15 protein-coding genes are annotated in these 16,032 nt (G+C 75.0%); 9 read left to right on the top strand and 6 right to left on the bottom strand.

Annotation, left to right across the window (positions count from 1 at the left end):
* Positions 1-65: 65 nt before the first annotated feature.
* From AB0L71_RS09000 to AB0L71_RS08975, 6 genes are all read right to left on the bottom strand, one after another.
* Positions 66-773, bottom strand: a complete 708-nt coding sequence (locus tag AB0L71_RS09000) for a neocarzinostatin apoprotein domain-containing protein (protein WP_365239903.1) — start codon at positions 771-773, stop codon at positions 66-68.
* Positions 773-1,429 carry a neocarzinostatin apoprotein domain-containing protein gene (locus AB0L71_RS08995; protein WP_365239901.1) on the bottom strand — a complete coding sequence of 219 codons (657 nt, stop codon included), beginning with the start codon at positions 1,427-1,429 and terminating at the stop codon, positions 773-775. The genes AB0L71_RS09000 and AB0L71_RS08995 overlap by 1 nt, the downstream gene beginning before the upstream one ends.
* The gene (locus AB0L71_RS08990) at positions 1,426-3,474 is read right to left on the bottom strand and encodes a hypothetical protein (RefSeq protein ID WP_365239898.1); all 2,049 of its coding nucleotides are present in this window, start codon (positions 3,472-3,474) and stop codon (positions 1,426-1,428) included. Before AB0L71_RS08990 ends, AB0L71_RS08995 begins: the two co-directional genes overlap by 4 nt.
* On the bottom strand, positions 3,471-4,658 hold the full coding sequence (locus tag AB0L71_RS08985) for a hypothetical protein (RefSeq protein ID WP_365239896.1): 1,188 nt from the start codon (positions 4,656-4,658) through the stop codon (positions 3,471-3,473). Before AB0L71_RS08985 ends, AB0L71_RS08990 begins: the two co-directional genes overlap by 4 nt.
* Positions 4,655-5,662 carry a DUF916 domain-containing protein gene (locus tag AB0L71_RS08980; protein WP_365239894.1) on the bottom strand — a complete coding sequence of 336 codons (1,008 nt, stop codon included), beginning with the start codon at positions 5,660-5,662 and terminating at the stop codon, positions 4,655-4,657. Before AB0L71_RS08980 ends, AB0L71_RS08985 begins: the two co-directional genes overlap by 4 nt.
* Positions 5,663-5,781: 119 nt before the next feature.
* Positions 5,782-7,401, bottom strand: a complete 1,620-nt coding sequence (locus AB0L71_RS08975) for a WxL domain-containing protein (RefSeq protein ID WP_365239892.1) — start codon at positions 7,399-7,401, stop codon at positions 5,782-5,784.
* A gap of 457 nt (positions 7,402-7,858) precedes the next feature.
* Here AB0L71_RS08975 and AB0L71_RS08970 point away from each other — a divergent pair, with 457 nt between their 5' ends.
* The 9 genes from AB0L71_RS08970 to AB0L71_RS08930 are packed head-to-tail and all read left to right on the top strand — an operon-like array spanning position 7,859 to position 16,032.
* Complete coding sequence (locus AB0L71_RS08970) at positions 7,859-8,461, top strand: MaoC family dehydratase (protein ID WP_365239889.1); 603 nt, start codon at positions 7,859-7,861, stop codon at positions 8,459-8,461.
* Positions 8,458-9,498 (top strand): LLM class flavin-dependent oxidoreductase, encoded by a 1,041-nt coding sequence (locus AB0L71_RS08965; RefSeq protein ID WP_365239887.1) that lies wholly within the window; start codon positions 8,458-8,460, stop codon positions 9,496-9,498. Before AB0L71_RS08970 ends, AB0L71_RS08965 begins: the two co-directional genes overlap by 4 nt.
* The gene (locus tag AB0L71_RS08960; protein WP_365239885.1) at positions 9,495-10,721 is read left to right on the top strand and encodes a CoA transferase; all 1,227 of its coding nucleotides are present in this window, start codon (positions 9,495-9,497) and stop codon (positions 10,719-10,721) included. The genes AB0L71_RS08965 and AB0L71_RS08960 overlap by 4 nt, the downstream gene beginning before the upstream one ends.
* Positions 10,714-12,312, top strand: coding sequence for an MmgE/PrpD family protein (locus AB0L71_RS08955; protein ID WP_365239881.1), 1,599 nt, complete (start codon positions 10,714-10,716; stop codon positions 12,310-12,312). The genes AB0L71_RS08960 and AB0L71_RS08955 overlap by 8 nt, the downstream gene beginning before the upstream one ends.
* Positions 12,313-12,358: 46 nt before the next feature.
* Positions 12,359-13,429 (top strand): RidA family protein, encoded by a 1,071-nt coding sequence (locus tag AB0L71_RS08950; RefSeq protein ID WP_365239879.1) that lies wholly within the window; start codon positions 12,359-12,361, stop codon positions 13,427-13,429.
* Positions 13,426-13,968, top strand: coding sequence for a MaoC family dehydratase N-terminal domain-containing protein (locus AB0L71_RS08945; RefSeq protein WP_365239877.1), 543 nt, complete (start codon positions 13,426-13,428; stop codon positions 13,966-13,968). The genes AB0L71_RS08950 and AB0L71_RS08945 overlap by 4 nt, the downstream gene beginning before the upstream one ends.
* Positions 13,965-14,408, top strand: a complete 444-nt coding sequence (locus tag AB0L71_RS08940; protein ID WP_365239875.1) for a MaoC/PaaZ C-terminal domain-containing protein — start codon at positions 13,965-13,967, stop codon at positions 14,406-14,408. Before AB0L71_RS08945 ends, AB0L71_RS08940 begins: the two co-directional genes overlap by 4 nt.
* Positions 14,405-15,553: an acetyl-CoA acetyltransferase gene (locus AB0L71_RS08935; protein ID WP_365239873.1), complete on the top strand. Its 1,149-nt coding sequence runs from the start codon at positions 14,405-14,407 to the stop codon at positions 15,551-15,553. The genes AB0L71_RS08940 and AB0L71_RS08935 overlap by 4 nt, the downstream gene beginning before the upstream one ends.
* Positions 15,550-16,032, top strand: coding sequence for an OB-fold domain-containing protein (locus AB0L71_RS08930; RefSeq protein ID WP_365239870.1), 483 nt, complete (start codon positions 15,550-15,552; stop codon positions 16,030-16,032). Before AB0L71_RS08935 ends, AB0L71_RS08930 begins: the two co-directional genes overlap by 4 nt.

Raw genomic sequence — 16,032 nt, 5'->3', positions numbered from 1 at the left:
CGTGGGCCCGTTCCCGTGACACATCCGGTGTCACGGGAACGGGCTCACGTGGGGCCGGGCCCCCGTCAGCTGCGCCTCCGGCGCGGGAGCAGCAACAGCGCCGAGGCGCCGCAGAGCACCAGGGTGCCGGTGGCCAGCAGACCGACCGGGATGCCGTCCAGGGTCCCCGTGGCGGCCAGCGTGTCGTCGGAGCCGGTCGTACCGCCGGACGAGGTCGAGGAGCCGCCGGAGGAAGAGCCTCCCGAGGTGGAGCCGGAGGAGGAACTTCCCGAGGCCGAGGACGACGCGGTGGCCGACGGGTCAGCCGACGGGTCGACCGACGAGGAACCGCCGGCCGACACCGTGAGCGGCACCTGCACCAGTTCCTTGGTCGCGGTGATGAAGACGGCGATCACACAGGCGCCCGGTGCCTGGGTGCAGGTCGCGCCGCCCGCCTTCTCCTTGATGGTCACCTTGACGCTGGTCGCGTCGTTGGAGGAGGCGTGCCAGACACCGGAGGCATCGGTCTTGCCGACGTACGCGGAGTCGGCCGAGGTGTCGCAGTCGGTCGGCCCCGAGGGGGTCGGCTTGCACAGACCGAGCGGCGCGAAGGACTGACTCTTGCTCAGCCCCTTGGCGGAGACGGTGACGGTGTCGCCGACCGCGAGTCCGGTGGTCTTGCTGACGGTCAGCACGCCTGCGGCGGAGGCCGCCGGGGCGGTGAGGACGGCGGTGGCGAACGCCACCGCCCCGGCACAGGCCAGTGCCGTGGACCGGTGGAGCACGGTGCGCATCAAGGGGTACCTCCAGTACGGGTGAGTGGGACGGGCTTCGGGCGGTACGGGAGCAGGGACAGGCCGGCGCAGAGCGCGACCACGGCCAGGCACGCGGCCCACAGCGCCGTCGACGGGCCGTCCCAGTCGGAGCCGGCGGTTGCGCCGGCGGCCGTCGTCTGTGCGCGCCCGGTGCCGGACGAATCCCCGGTGACGGTGCCGCCCTTCAGGCCGATGGGGATGTTGACGGTGTTGGGCGGGCGCAGGGAGGCGGGAGTTCCTGCGGGCAGCGGGGCGACGCCGACGACGCACTGCTTGATACGGCAGTCGGTGCCGGCCACCATGCGGACCACGGTGAGCGTGACCTCGGGCAGCCTCCCCTGACCGTCGATGTTGACCAGCTCGGCGCCGCCGCCCAGCTCGCAGTCCTTGTTGTCGTGGTAGCCCTCCTTGCACAGTCCCACCGCGACCGTGGTGAGTCCGGGCCTGAATCCCTCACCGTTGACGGTGATGTGCTCGCCCTCGACGAGGTCGACGGCCCGCGACACCGTGACGGTGGCGCCCGCGTCCGCGGCGCCGGCCGCGGTGGCCGGGCCGAGCAGGGGGATCAGCAGCGGGCCGCAGAGGGCCACTGCCGTGGCGGCGCGACGGGCGCGCCGCCGTGCGGAGGGGGTCATGCCGGTTTCCTTTCGTGAAGATCCGCCGCCTCGTCCGCCCCGGACGGCCGCGGTGGCGGAACGGCGGAGCCGGGGGCGGCGGGCGTGCGGCGGGTCCGGCCGGCGCGGGGCGGGCGGCGCTCGGTGAGGTCGAGCAGCCGCCCGCCGAGCGGTGTGGCGGCGGTGCCCGCGGTGGCCACCAGTACCGTCGCGCCCTGGCCTGCGATTCGTCTGACGAGGGAGGCGAGTTGAGGGTCGTCGGCGAGTGCGGCGACGGCCGGTGAGGTCAGGTCGAGCAGCAGCAGCCGGGGCCGTGCGAGGAGCGTCTGGGCCAGGGCGAGTACGCAGCGTTCGGCGGGTTCGAGGTCGGCGGGAGAGTCTTCGAGCCGCTCGCGCAGCGCCGGGAAGGCGGCGAGGGCGCCCTGTTCGAGCTCCGGCGCGTGGGCAGGGCCGTGCCGCTCGGCGGCGGCGCGCAGCGCCTCGCCCACCGAACGGTCCGAGGCGAGCTGCGGCAGCACGCCGCCGCCGGTGTTCACCGGGTCCACGGCCGCCGACAGGCCGAGCAGCCAGCGCGAGCGCGCGTTCATCCGCCGTACGTCCTGGCCGTGCAGCCGGAAGCTGCCGCCGGCCGGCCGGTCCAGGCCGGCCAGGACCCGCAGCAGGGCGGCCGCCCGCTGCCCCGACCGCTCGTCGCGCAGCACCAGCACGTCGCCCGGTGCGGCGACCAGGCGCAGTCGCCGGATCTCCGTACGGCCTCCTCGCCGTACGGTCAGGTCATGCACCCGCAGCAGCGGTTCGGCCGCCACTCGGTGCGCGGCCGCGAGAGCAGCGGTACGGGCCGTCAGGACGGTTCCCACCAGGGGAGGCAGGGCGCACAGGGCGAGGGCGTCACCGGCGTCCAGGACGCCTCGCAGACCGGACAGGGCGCCGATTCCGAGGAGCGCGCCGAGCAGCACCCAGCCCGCGTACGCGTCGGGGCGACGGCCGGTGAACGCCCGGTCCAGCAGGCGGCCGGTGAGCGCGGCGCAGGCGAGCAGGGCGCCGAGGGAGACGGCCAGCCTGTCCGGGCCGGAGGCGGTGGCCAGTGCGAGCAGGGTCGCGCAGGCGCCGGCCAGGAGCGTCGCGGCGCCCCGGCGGGCGCGGGCGGCTGACACGCCGTCGGCGGGCAGGCGCCACAGCAGGCACAGCAGGGCGGCCCCGGCGGCGGCCGCTCCGAGGCGGCCGGCCTGCTCCGCGCCCAGCAGTTCGAACCGGAAGGTGAGGAAGTCCTGGGCGGCCAGGGCGCCGGCGCCCACGGCGAAGCCGAGGGCGGCGTGGGCGATCCGTGCGACGGACGTGTCGGGTCCGCTCGCGGCACCGGCTGCGGGGGCCCGTCGCCCGGCTCTCCCGAACCGCCGGAACAGCCCCGGCCGGGTCGGTAGCTCGGCCACCTCCTGGGCCTCCGCGGGACCGGCCGGTCCGAAGTGGCCCGGGGCTGCCGGGTCCTCGTGCGGTGCGCCTCCGGCGGTCGCCGCCCCGGGGTACTCCGGGGCGGGTTCCGTCAGGGCGCGGCGGGACAGGGCCGCCGGAAGGAGGAGCAGCGCACCGGCCGCCGCGCAGAGCAGCACGGCAGTCGCCGGGCGGTCCGGCAGCAGCGCGACGACCGCGCCGCTCACGGCGAGGCCGGCCAGCGCCCCCGGATACCAGGCGGCACCGATGCGCAGGGCGAAGGCGGCGGCGCCCAGGGGCGCGGCCACCAGGACCGCCCCGCAGAACACCGCGGCCCCCGGCACGGCGCCCGCGAGGGCGACGAGCAGGCAGGCCGCCAGTGCGCAGCGGAGGGCGCCGCGCGGGTGGCCCCCGCACCGGGCGACGAGGCGCCGGGTGAGCGGCAGCGCGGCCAGGGCCAGGAGCGCCCCGGTGAGCAGGACGTACCGGACGGCGGCGCCGGGCATGCCGAGGACCCCGCCGAGTTGCTGGGCGCCGAGCACGAGGACGCCGGGCACCAGTCCGGTGGCGGCTCCGGCCGCGGCGGCGTGCGCCGTGAGCGGAGGCCGGTGCGAAGTCGCAGGGGAGAGCGGGTTCACGTCCGCCCCCCGGCCTCAGTGGTGGCGGTGGCAGCGGTGGCGGGACCCTGCGGGGCAGGGGCTGAACAGGGGGCCAACAGGGCCTCCAGTGCGTCGAGTTGCGTGGGGTCGATGAGGGCGGGCCGGTCGGCGAGGCGACGCAGCAGGCCTTCCAGGCCGAGAGGTTCGGCCGGTTCTGCCGGGTCACCGGGGTGGGCGGGCAGCGTGGCGAGTACCGAGGCGAGTCCCTCGGGGGTGACCTGGACGGCCGCCGGGGCGGGGAAGACGGCCGGGGCGGGCGGCGGGACCGGGGCGGGCGGCCGGTTCAGGCGGCGGCGGATCGCCCAGCCCGTGGAGAAGACGGTGAGCAGGACCGAGGCGCCGGCCACGGAGATCAGCCCCCAGGGATAGAGGTCGGTGGTGACGACGAACGTCCGGGAGGCGTACTCGCCGCCCACCGAGTAGCGGCCGAAGGCGGCCAGCGGCATGGTCACCGGGACGCGGTAGGTGGCTTGCTCCCCTGGTTTCAGCGGGGCGGTGAGAGGGGCGGCGATGTCGGTGTCGACGCGTCCGCCGGCGCCCCAGCGGACTGTGAGGGGGGTCCGGCCCAGGGTGGCGGTGCCGGTGTTGCGAACGGTGACGACGAGAGTGCGGTGCGGGCGTCCGCCGAAGAATTCGGAGAGGCCGCCGTTGCCGGTCAGTTCGGCGTCGACGACGGTCACCTCGGGCGCGGTGGTGCCGGTGTCGGGCACCACGCCCTCGGGGACGTCGGCCACGGCGATGTCGGCCGTGGCCGTGCGGGCGTCCTGGCCCGCCCCGGTGGTCGCGCGGATCACGCACGGGCAGTCCGCCGGCGGGCCACCGGCCAGCAGGGTCAGCCGGAAGGTGCCGTCGGCGGCCACCAGGGCGACCGCGCCGCGGGTGGTGTCGCAGTCGGAACTGCCGTGGACGGCGCGCAGCCCGCACACCTCGGCCTGCACGGTGGCGCCTGCGGGCCAGTCGGTGCCGGTGACGGTGACGGGACGGCCGGGGACCAGCCGGGTGGCGTCGGTGGTGATGCCGGGCCCGGTGGTGTCCGCACCGCCTGCCGCCCCCGCGGGCGCGGCGGTGAGGACGACGGCCGCGAAGGCCGCGGCCAGGGCGCCCGGAAGCGGGGCGAGCAGGCGGTGGGCGGCCGGCGGTGCGGCGGACCGGCGAGTGGTCATGCGTGCTCCAGCGCGAGGGTGCGGCGACGTCGGCGAAGCTGGGACAGCCCGACGGCGACGAGGGCCGCGATGACGGCCACGACGGCGAGGGTGGTCCAGGACAGGGCGAGGCGGTGGACGCGGGCGGTCGTGGCGGGCGTCCCGGTCGCGGAGACCGTGACCTTCGCGGTGAGGAAGTCGAAGGGCGGCGAACGGCCGGTGTCCAGGGAGAGTTCGGTGTGCTGACCGGGCAGGATCAGTGGCAGGGACTTCGTGCGGCCGCCGACGGTACGGCCGAACAGTCCGGTGACCTCGATGGCGGCCTTGCCCTGCACCGGGGTGTTGCCGGTGTTGGTGACGGTGTAGTGGACGGTGGTCGTGCCCGACTCGAAGGGGGCGTCGCCGGGCGCGTGGTCGAGCCGGACCTTGCTCACCGAGAGGCCGGGGGTGAGCGGTCCGGAGACGGTGAGTTCCAGCCGGACCGCGATGGCGCGCTGGATGCTCACGTCCACCCCGGAGTCGGTGGCGCCGGCGCCGCGCAGGGCGTTGTCGAGGGCGATGACACCGCCCACGTGGGTGCCGGGGGTGGCGTCCTCGGGGACGGTGATGGTGAACGGGATGTCGGCGGCGCGGCGCTTGGGAATGACCAGCGCGTTGGTGCGGAGCTTCACCCACTCGCCGATGTCGTGCTGGGCCTCGCCGGCCTGACGGTAGGCGAGACCTCCGTCGCGGGGGGTGTTGTAGGCGTCGGCACCGTAGACCTGGAAGGAGATCGGCTCGGTGGAGAGGTTGCTGATGCGCACCGAGTCGCGGATGACGGAGCCGGGTACGGCGTCCAGTTGGAACGCCAGGCGCCGGCCGGTACCCGAGCCCTTGTCGGTCGGCTGTACCGACCACGCCTGGGAGCTCCCGTCCGCGGCTGCGGCCACGGGCGCGGGCAGCGAGCCGACGAGGGTGAAGAGCACCGCGAGCACGGCGATCGGGACCGAACGGGCGGCCGCGCGGCCGCGAGCGGTGAGACGCATCGGTCTGTCAGATCCTCCGGACGGCCGCGGGCCCCGGAGTGCGGGGCCCGCGGCGGGCTGGGACCGTGGCGGGGACGAGCGTCCGCCACAGGGGCGCCGGGAGGTTCCCCGGCGCCGGCTCAGGAGAGGGTCAGGCGCAGGACGGCCGCGTACTCGCCGCTCTGGCTGATGGCCGGAACGTTCAGGGACAGCGCGGCGTTGGCGTCGAAGTCGCCGCCGGTGACCGAGGTGGGGTCGTCGCTCGCGGCCTGGGTGCACAGCGGAGCGGCCGTGGTGGCGCTGAGGGCCCCCGCGCTGCCCGCGGTGACGGTGGACGCCGCGGCGGCGCCGTCGTGGACGTCGCAGGCGGGCGTCCAGGACAGGTTGCCGGCCGGGATGGAGGCGCCGGCGGCGTTGGTGAAGTCGGTGACCGTGCCGACGAGCGACCAGCCCCGGGTGCTGCCGCGGAAGTCCTTGACCTCGACGGCGTTGAGGTTGCCGGTGGAGGAGTGCTCGGTGCCGTCGACGGTGACCGGCGAGAGGGAGACCTCGCCCGCGTCCTGGGACATGGTGAGCGCGCCGCCGGAGACGACGACCTTCAGGGTCTGCTCGGAGCTGCCGCCGTCGGCGAGCGCGGTCCAGCCGGCCTCGGCGGAGTCGGCGCCGGTGCCGTGCTTCTCGGTGGCCAGGATCTTCACGGTGCCCGCGACGGGAGTGAGGGTGGCGGAGAAGCCGCCGCGCGCGTTGACGGGCGCGGTGAGGGTGTCACCGACGGGCGTGCCGTCGGCGTCGACGCCGGTGACGGTGACCTCGTCGCCCGGGTCGAAAGAGGCGCCGGTGACGGTGGTGGGCGTGCCGGGTCCGCCGCCGGACGGGCTGAGCTGGATGGCGCGGGTGCCCAGAACGCCGAGGGGCACGGTGGCGCTGAGCGAGCCCTGGCTGATGACCAGGCTGTGCGGGCCGGGGGTGGCTCCGGCGCCGATCTCCACGGTGCCGGAGAGCTTGCCGTCGCCGTCCACGGTGAGCGAGGAGGTCAGGACGTCCGCCGCACAGGCCGAGGTGCCGTCGAGGCCGCACAGTTCGACGCCGTCGACGACTTTGCCGGCGGTCCAGCCGGTGCCGCCGAGGGTGACGACATCGCCGTGGCGGGCTCCGGTGCTGTCGGCGGTGGGCCGGTTGGAGATCGACTGAACGACCGCGGCCGCGGAGCCGGTGCTGCCGTCGGTGACGGTCACGGTCGACAGCACCGGTGGGGTGCCCTGGATCGAACAGGTGATGGAGAGACCGTAGTTGGTGATGCTGAGGGTGAAATCACCGGGCGCGAGCTGGACGGTTCCCGGCTGAGCGACGGTGAGTTGTCCGGTGAGGGCCGGGATGGGGATCTGCGCGTAGGCGGCCACGGCGGGGTTGGACGCGGGTGCGCTCAGCGTGACCGGGTCCTGACCGGAGACGGAGACCTTGGCGGAGACGGCCACGGTGTTGGCGCTCAGCGCGACCGGGCCGTTGGCGGGTCCGTCGGCGAAGGACAGGGTGAGACCGACAGGGGTGCCCGCGGTGGTGGTGTCGGCGGCAGTCAACGTCGCCGTCGTGTTGAACGCCGAGTGGGACGAGGCGAAAACACAGTCGTAGGACGCCGCGCCGCTGCCGGCGAGCGCCGGGCTCGCACCGCCCAGCACGAGCGATCCGGCCGCGGCAACGACGAGCGCGGCGAGCGATGCCGCCGTGCGGGTCGAGCACGGTGCGATGGTTTTGGTTCTCATAGCGGGAAGCTGCCCCCTCCATGGTGCGGCACGTGCACTCGCACGGGCCGTAGAACCCGGGCGCCGACGGCGCTCGGAGCGTTTCTTATGAGGAAACGGTGTTTCGATTCGGTGGGTGACATGGAGCCACCGCCACACCCCTGTGTCAAGACACATACGGCCTCGGGGCGGTAAATCCCCTGTTTCGAAAAGGTCTTGAACACCACTCCAAGAAGGGAAACACCGGACCGCACAGGGAAACATGGCACTTGACGGGGGGCGAGCGCACTCCCTAGGGTCGGATCGGGAAACCGCCCCGGCCCGTCCGGACCGCCCGGCACCCGGGACCCGCCGTCACTCCACAGCCCCGCCGCACCGCAGCCGGTCGAACCGGGCCGCGCCCCCTGGTACCACCGTCCGGGGCGGCTCACGGCCTCTCGCAACGGCCCCCGGGAGCCCGCATCCGAAAGAGGACGCCATGAGTTCCACCGCCGAGTCCGAGTCCGAGTCCGAGTCCGAGCCTGTCGTCCGCCCGGGCTGGACCGGTCGCTTCTACGAGGACTTCGCCCCCGGCGACCTTTACGAGCATCCGCTCGGCCGCACGATCAGCGAAGCGGACAACACCTGGTTCACGCTGCTGACGATGAACACCAGCCAGATGCACTTCAACCACGTCTACGCGGAGCAGAGCGAGTTCGGGCGCCCACTGGTCGTGTCCACCCTCACGGTCGCCGTCGCCGTCGGGCAGAGCGTCACCGACCTCACCCAGAACGCCTTCGCCAACCTGGGCTGGGACGACATCCGCATGACCGCTCCGGTGTTCGCCGGCGACACCCTGTGGTCGGAGTCTCTGGTCGTCTCCACGCGCGAGTCCTCCTCCCGCCCACAGGCCGGCATCGTCACCGTGCGCACCCGCACCATCAACCAGCACGGCACCGAGGTCTGTTCGTTCCTGCGCACCTTCTACGTACACAAGCGGGGAGCTCCGGCCCTCGCCGATGTCCGCCCCCGGCCCGCCACCCCACTGACCACGCGTCCGGCCTCCGCCACGCGCCCGGCCACCGCGCCGGAGCAGAGGTGAACGCCCCGGCCGTGCCCCGCCTCGGATACGCCCCCTGGGGCGAGGACCTGGCCGAGCTCACCACCGCCGGGCGGGCCGCCGAGGAGGCGGGCGCCGACACCCTGTGGGCGTCGGAACTCCACCGCAGCGCGACCGTCACCGCCGCCGCGCTGGCCTGCGCCACCACCACCGCCCGGATCGGCACCGCCGTGGCACTGGCCTTCGTCCGCTCCCCCATGACCTGCGCGCTGGAACTCCTCGACGTCGACGAACTCTCCGACGGCCGGGCCGTCCTGGGGCTCGGCACGGGGGTGCGCCGGCTCAACGAGGACTGGCACGGTGCCACGTTCGACCACCCGGCGCAGCGACTGCGCGAAACCGTCGACTGCGTACGGACGTTCATCGCCCGCTGCGCCGACGGCGACCCCTTCGAGGCGGGCGGGCCGCTCGTCCCGATGCGGGTACGCGGCTACCGCCGCCCCCTCCCCCGCCGCACCCGCGTCCCCCTCCACCTGGCCGCCGCCGGGCCGCTGATGTGCCGGCTCGCGGGCGAGATCGCCGACGGCTGGATCGGTCACGAGCTGGGGTCCCCCGCCCATCTGCGGGACACCGTGCTGCCCGCCCTGCGCACCGGGCTGGACCGGGCGGAACGCAGGCCCGAGGAGCTGGAGGTGGTGGCGTCGGCCTGCGTGTCGGTCCACCCCGACCCTGCCGAGGCCCTGCGCCGCGCCGCCGGCAACGTCGGCTTCTACGCCTCGGTGCGCACCTACGAGCCGCTGTTCGCGGCGCACGGCCTTTCGGAGCCGCAACGCCGGGTCATGGAGGAGTTCCGCCGCCCCGGAGCCCGAGCCGGCGGCCTCGCCACGGCCGTCGACCCGGCGATGACCCGAGCACTGACCCTGTGCGGCACCCGCGATCAGGTAGCCGAACTCCTCACCGGCTACGCGGGCATCGCGGACAGCATCAAACTCACCACGCCTGTCCACGGTCTGACGGACCATGAGATACGCGAGTCCCAGGCCCACGTCGTCGATCTCATCCGGGAGCTGCGCCCATGACCACGCCCCCCTCCCCCGCCCGACGCCCACTGGAGGACGTTCGGGTGATCGCCGTGGAGCAGTACGGCGCCGGGCCGTTCGGTACCTGGCACCTGGCGGAACTGGGCGCCGAGATCATCAAGATCGAGGAACCCCACTCCGGCGGGGACGTCGGCCGCTACGTCCCGCCCTACCAGGGGGGCGAGGACTCCCTGTTCTTCGAGACGTTCAACCGCGGCAAGCGCAGCGTCCGCCTCGACCTCACCCACCCGTCGGGCCGGGAGGTCTTCGAGGACCTGGTGCGCCACAGCGACGCCGTCTACTCCAACCTGCGCGGCGACGTACCCGCCCGGATCGGCATCACCTACGCCGACCTGCGCCACCTCAACCCGGCCGTGGTCTGCTGCTCGCTGAGCGGCTTCGGGCTGACCGGACCGCGGGCCGCCCAGCCGGGCTACGACTACATCCTCCAGGGCCTGGCCGGCTGGATGGACCTGACCGGCGAACCGGGCGGCCCGCCTGCCAAGTCCGGCCTGTCGCTGGTGGACTACTCGGGCGGCTACGTCGCCGCGCTCGCGATGCTCGCCGGGCTGCACGCGGCCCGCCGCGACGGCGTGGGCTGCGACTGCGACGTGTCGCTGTACGACACGGCCGTGTCGATGCTCACGTACCCGGCGGCATGGCACCTGTCGGCCGGCTTCGAACCGCAGCGCACCCGGCACTCGGCCCATCCCTCGCTGGTGCCCTTCCAGGCGTTCGAGGCGGCGGACGGCTGGCTGGTGGTCGGCTGCGCCAAGGAGAAGTTCTGGCGCAGGCTGGCCAAGGTGCTCGGCCATCCCGAGTGGGCCGAACCCGGCCATCCCTACGCCGACTTCGCGGGCCGCCGCGAGTGCCGCGAGCAGCTGGTGCCCGAACTGGAGGCGCTCTTCGCGACCCGGACGGTGGAGGACTGGCTGGCGGTTCTCACCCCGGCCGAGGTGCCGTGCGGACCGGTGCACACCGTGGCGCAGGCGCTCGCCGACCCGCACACCGAGGCGCGCGGCCTGATCGTCGAGAGCGACCACCCCCGCTTCGGCACCGTGCGCTCCGTGGCCAGCCCGGTACGGGTCGGTGACCGCCCGGCGGGAAAGGCGCCGCGAGCGCCGCAGCGGGGCGAGCACACCGACACCGTCCTGCAGGACCTGCTCGGCTACGACGCCGACCGGGTGGCGGGGCTGCGCGCGAAGGGGGCCTTCGGTGACTGAAGCCGCACGGTCGGCCGGCTCGAACGCCGCACCGGCGGTCTGCGCAACCGATTCCGGGCAACCGTCGCCACCCAGCCTCCAGGAGCCTGGTCAGGGCCACACGCACCCCCATGCGGCCCCGCACGCGCACGGCCCGCACGACCACCGGCATCCGCACGGCCACGGTCCCGGGCACTCCCACGCGCACGGCCCCCACGACGCCACGGACGCACCGGCTGCCGTTCAACTGGCCTGTTGGGCAACCGAACTGACCCCGTCAAAGGTCCCCAGCGTGATCCGTCGCGTCGTCTGCCGTCAGCTCCTCGACGGGCTCGGCTGCGCCCTCGCCGCGGCCCGCTCCGGACAGGCCGCGCCCGCGCTCGCCGTCGCGGCCGCGCTCGGCGGACCGCCGGAGGCCGCGGTGCCGGGGCTCGCCGAGCCGCTCGGGGCACCGGCAGCGGCGCTCGCACTGGGCGCCCTGGTGCACGCCCTGGACTACGACGACACCCACCCCGGGGCGCTGGTGCACGCCACGGCGTCGGTGCTGCCCGCCCTGTTCGCGTCGGCCGCCGCGGCCGGTGCCGACGGACCGGCCCTGCTGACCGCCGCCACCGCCGGCTACGAGACCGCCCTGCGGATCGGGCTGGCCGCGCCGTACCGGTTCCACGCACGGGGCCTGCACGCCACCCAGGTCGCCGCGGTCTTCGCCGCCGCCGTCACCGCGTCGGTACTGGAGCGGCGGTCCGCCGAGGTGACCGCCCACGCGGTGGGCATCGCCGGGAGCAGCGCGGGCGGGCTGCTGGAGTTCCTGGACGCCGGCAGCGACACCAAGGCCCTGCACCCGGGGCTCGCCGCGCACGCCGGACTGCTCGCCGCCCGGCTCGCCGCGGCCGGGGCCGAGGGCCCGGCAACCGTGCTGGAGGGACGCAACGGGGTGTACGCGGCGCTGGCCGACCAGCCCGTGACCGCCGAGGCCCTCGTGGGTGACCTGGGCGAGATGTGGCACGTCAGCGCGGTGGAGAGCAAACTCCACCCCTGCTGCCACCTGTTGCACCGTACCCTGGAGGCGGCGGCCGTGCTGCGCGGCCGACTCGTCCCGTACGGCGGTGCGCAGGCCCTGGAATCCGTCGTCGCCGAGGTTCCGCCGGGAACCGAACCGGTGGTGTGCGTGCCGCGCCCGCACCGTGTCGCGCCGCGCACCCCCTACGAGGCGAAGTTCGCCCTGCCGTTCAGCACCGCCCTGATGCTGTGCGACGGCACCCTCACCCTGGACAGCTACCGCGCCGACGCCCTGGACCGCCCGGACGTGACGGCACTGGCGGCCAGGATCTCCCACACCGTCCGCCCGTACGACGGCCCCGACGCCGAGGCGCCCGGGGTGCTGCGGGCGCGGCTGCGGGACGGCACCGAGCTCGACGTCCGGGTCGACGGCGGCCCCGTACGGCCGCCGGACGCCGAACGCGTCACCGCCAAGTTCCATGCCAACGCGGGCGGGGAGACCGCCCTCACCCGCGAACTCGCCGAACGTGTCCTGCGCCTGGACCGCGAGGAGAGCATCCGCGAGGTGCTGTGCCTCGCCTCGGCGGTCCTGGCCGGACACCCGGCCCCGTGACCCGCCCGCCCGACCGCACCCGTCCCTCTCCCCTCCGGAGGCCCCGTTGACCGCCGCACACCCCCCGGCCACAGGCCGGGCCGACGTGACCGTCCTCGGACGCGGGCCGGGCCCCGGCGTCCAGGCCCGCGCCGCCTACCGGGCACTCGGCGCCCGGCTCGCGGACCTCGACGGGGTCCGCCTCACCGAGTTCGTCACCGTCGCCGCACTCGACGCCCACCCGGAGCTCGCGGCGGCCCGCTCCGCCGCCTTCCCCGACGCGGCCGACGGCGCGCGCACGGTGGTGGTGGAGTCACTGCCCGACCCCGACGCACTGCTCGCCGTGCGGGCCGAACCGGCCGACGTTGGCGGGGTGTTCGCGGAGGGCACGGTCCGGCTCCCCACCGTGCTCCCGGTCGACGACCACGGCGAGATCGCCCATCCGGACGACTTCCCGGCCCAGTACGCGTACTGCCTGCGCAAGGCGGGACAGTTGCTGAAGAACGCCGGGCTGAGCCTCGACCACGCGGTGACCACCTTCGACTACACCACCCCCGCCACCCGCCGCGCGTACCCGAAGTGCGCCGAACCCCGTCGCGAACTCCTCGGCGGGGCAGGGGTGTTCCCGGGTGCGGGCGGCATCCTGATGAGCCGGCTGCACGCGCCGGGCATCCTCGTCGCGGTGGACGTCACCGCGTCCCGGTACCCGCTGACCACCGTCAACCCCGGCTGGCGGCGCTACGACACCCTCACCTACAGCCCCGGCGTACGGGCCGGCCGCACCCTGTTCATGTCGGGGTTCGGGGCGCTCGACATGGAGACCCAGCAGGCGATCCACGCCGGGGACGTGGTGGCGCAGACCGAGTCGGTGATGCGTGCCGTCCTGGAGGTCGTGGCCGCGGCCGGCGGTGGTCCGGAGCACCTGGTGTCGCTGGAGGAGTATCTGTGTCCGCCCGCGGCCGGCGAGCGGGCCGCCGTGGCCGCCGCCCGCGCCCGGGTGCTCGGGGACTCGTCCCGGCCGGCCGTGACCTCGGTCGGCTGCGCCACCCTGCTGCGGCGGGAGTTCCTCACCGAGATCTTCCCCACCGCCGTCCTGCCCGCCGAGGACTCCGCCGCCGCACCGGGAGGCACGAAGTGACCACGGGCATCCTCCTCACGGACGAACTGCGGGCCCGACTGACCGGCCGCACCGCCGTCTACACCGCTCCGGAGGAGCTGGGACGGGCGGCGATCCGCTACTTCGCGCTCGCCACCGGCAACACCGACCCGCTGCACCTGGATCCGGAGTACGCGCGCGCCCACGGCCATCCGGACGTGATCGCCCCGCCCACCCTGATCTGCGAGACCAACCAGTACGCGGACCTCCCGCCGGACGAGGAAGGCTACCCCGGGCACACCTGGGGCATCTCCCTCCCCGGCACCCGGACGGTGCGCGGCGGCAACGCGTACACCTTCCACCGCCCGGTCCGCCCGGACGACCGGATCACCGCCACCTGGACCCTCACCTCCGTCACCGAACGCACCACCGGCGACGGACTGCCGATGCTCGTGGTGCGCTCGCACTGCGCCTACACCTCCGGCGGGGAACTGCTGGCGGAGAACGAGGAGACCGTGCTGTACATCGCCCTCGCACCGGCCGGCGACGCTCCCGACGCAGGCGCCGGGAGCAGCCGATGACCGGCCCGCAACTGCTGCCCGGCTCCGTGGTGCCGCCGCTGCGCCGCGATTTCCCGCTGTCCCGGATGGTGGCCTACGCGGGGGCCACCTGGGACTGGCACCGCCTGCACTACGACACCGCCTATGTGACCGAGCGGGGGCTGCCCGCGCCGGTCGTCGACGGGCAGGTGCTGGGCGCGCTGCTCGCCGAGCAGTTGCAGCGCTGGCTGGGCCCGCAGTGCGCCCTGCGTACGCTGCACTTCCGGTTCGCGCAGCCGGTGTTCGCCGGGGAGAGCGTGCTGTGCACCGGCCGGGTCACGGCGGTCGACGGCGACCTCGTGACCGTCGAGCAGCGGGTCGAGGTGACCGGCACCAAGGCGCGCACCGCCGTGGCGTCGGCCGGGGCGACCCTGACGCTCGCCCCGCCACCCACGGGGCCGGGCCCCGGCGGTCCCAGGTGACGGCGGCGATCGTCGGGGCGGCCACCTCGGACCTGGGTGTCACCGGCCTGCCCGCGCTCGCCCTGCTCGCCCAGGGCGTCACCCGGGCGCTGGCCGACACCGGGCTGGCCCTGGCCGACGTGGACGGCCTGGCCACCGCGGGCACGGGCCGGTTCGCCGCCACCCAGGCCGCCGACTACCTCGGCATCCGCCCGGCGTGGACCGACTCCACGTTCGCGGGCGGCAGCGCCTTCGAGATGTACGTGGCCCGGGCCGCGCAGGCGCTGGCGGCCGGGCAGTGCCGCACCGTCGTCATCGCGTACGGCTCCGACCAGCGCTCGGCCCGTCGCCGCTCCCTGACCGGGCCCTACGACCCGGCCATGCCGGAGGCGCAGTTCGAGGCACCGGCCGGGCCCCTGTTCCCGGCCTCGCACTACGCGCTGGCCGCCCAGCGCTATCTGCACGTGCACGGCCTGGATCGCAGCGCGCTGGCGGAGGTGGCGGTGGCGGCACGGGCGTGGGCCCTGCTCAACCCGGAGGCGTACCGCCATGCCGCGGGTCCGCTGACGGTGGAGCAGGTGCTGGCCGCGCCGATGCTGTCGAGTCCGCTCACCACCGCCGACTGCTGTCTGGTCACCGACGGGGGTGGCGCCCTGGTGATGACCACCGCCGAGCGGGCCCGCGACCTGCGGCGCCCTCCGGTGCTGGTGCTGGGCTACGGCGAGGCCACCTCGCACACCGGATCAGCCGGCCCCGACGACCTGTTGGACGGCGGCGCGCGGGCGTCCGCGGACCGGGCATGGGCACGTTCCGGTCTGGGCCCCGCCGACATGGATGTCGTCCAGGTCTACGACTCGTTCACCATCACCACGCTGCTGTCCCTGGAGGCCCTGGGTCTCTGCCCGCCGGGCGAGGCCGGGGCGTTTGTCGCCGGGGGGCGTATCGCTCCCGGCGGGGAGCTGCCGGTCAACACCTCGGGCGGCGGGCTGTCGTACGGGCATCCCGGCATGTTCGGGCTGTTCCTCTTGATCGAGGCGGTACGGCAGTTGCGCGGGGAGTGCGGGGCCCGCCAGGTCCCCGGGGCCCGGACCGCCGTCGCGCACGGCACCGGCGGGATCCTCTCCACGCACGCCACCGTGGTCCTGGCCCGGGACGACGCCCGGTGAGCGCGCCACGGAACGACCCGGACCCCACCGCAGCCCCCGAGGCGGACGTCCCCGTCCTTCCCGGCCCGCCGCCCGCACCCGCGGACGCCGTCACCGAGGCGTTCTGGGAGGCGACCCGCGAGGGGACCCTGACCGTCCAGCACTGCCCGGCGTGCGGGGGCCACCAGCATCCGCCGCGGGTCCTGTGCGTGCACTGCGGCGGCACCGAGGGCCTGCGCCAGGTGCCGGTGCACGGTCCGGCGGTGCTGGACTCCTTCACCACCGTGCACCGCGCGCCGGACGGCCGTGCGGTGCCGTACACCGTGGGCCGGGTACGGCTCGCCGAGGGCCCGGTGCTGCTGGTCCCGCTGATCGGCGACCCGGACTCCTTCCGCTGCGACCAGCCCGTCCAACTCGTCTGGCTGCCGCTGCCGGACGGCCGACGCCAGCCCGCCTTCACCCCGGCGCCCGGCCCGGCGCCCGAACAACCGGAGCAGTGA

The sequence above is a fragment of the Streptomyces sp. NPDC052052 genome (assembly GCF_040680455.1).
In the GTDB taxonomy this organism is placed as follows: Bacteria; Actinomycetota; Actinomycetes; order Streptomycetales; family Streptomycetaceae; genus Streptomyces.
Note: the sequence above shows the minus strand (reverse complement) of the source record. Positions and strands in the feature narration are given on the sequence as shown.

What these genes read in the sequence shown, in the direction of transcription:
- AB0L71_RS09000 (WP_365239903.1), bottom strand. Translation starts at nt 773, where the DNA reads ATGCGCACCGTGCTCCACCGGTCCACGGCACTGGCCTGTGCCGGGGCG.
- AB0L71_RS08995 (WP_365239901.1), bottom strand. Translation starts at nt 1,429, where the DNA reads ATGACCCCCTCCGCACGGCGGCGCGCCCGTCGCGCCGCCACGGCAGTG.
- AB0L71_RS08985 (WP_365239896.1), bottom strand. Translation starts at nt 4,658, where the DNA reads ATGACCACTCGCCGGTCCGCCGCACCGCCGGCCGCCCACCGCCTGCTC.
- AB0L71_RS08980 (WP_365239894.1), bottom strand. Translation starts at nt 5,662, where the DNA reads ATGCGTCTCACCGCTCGCGGCCGCGCGGCCGCCCGTTCGGTCCCGATC.
- AB0L71_RS08975 (WP_365239892.1), bottom strand. Translation starts at nt 7,401, where the DNA reads ATGAGAACCAAAACCATCGCACCGTGCTCGACCCGCACGGCGGCATCG.
- AB0L71_RS08970 (WP_365239889.1), top strand. Translation starts at nt 7,859, where the DNA reads ATGAGTTCCACCGCCGAGTCCGAGTCCGAGTCCGAGTCCGAGCCTGTC.
- AB0L71_RS08960 (WP_365239885.1), top strand. Translation starts at nt 9,495, where the DNA reads ATGACCACGCCCCCCTCCCCCGCCCGACGCCCACTGGAGGACGTTCGG.
- AB0L71_RS08940 (WP_365239875.1), top strand. Translation starts at nt 13,965, where the DNA reads ATGACCGGCCCGCAACTGCTGCCCGGCTCCGTGGTGCCGCCGCTGCGC.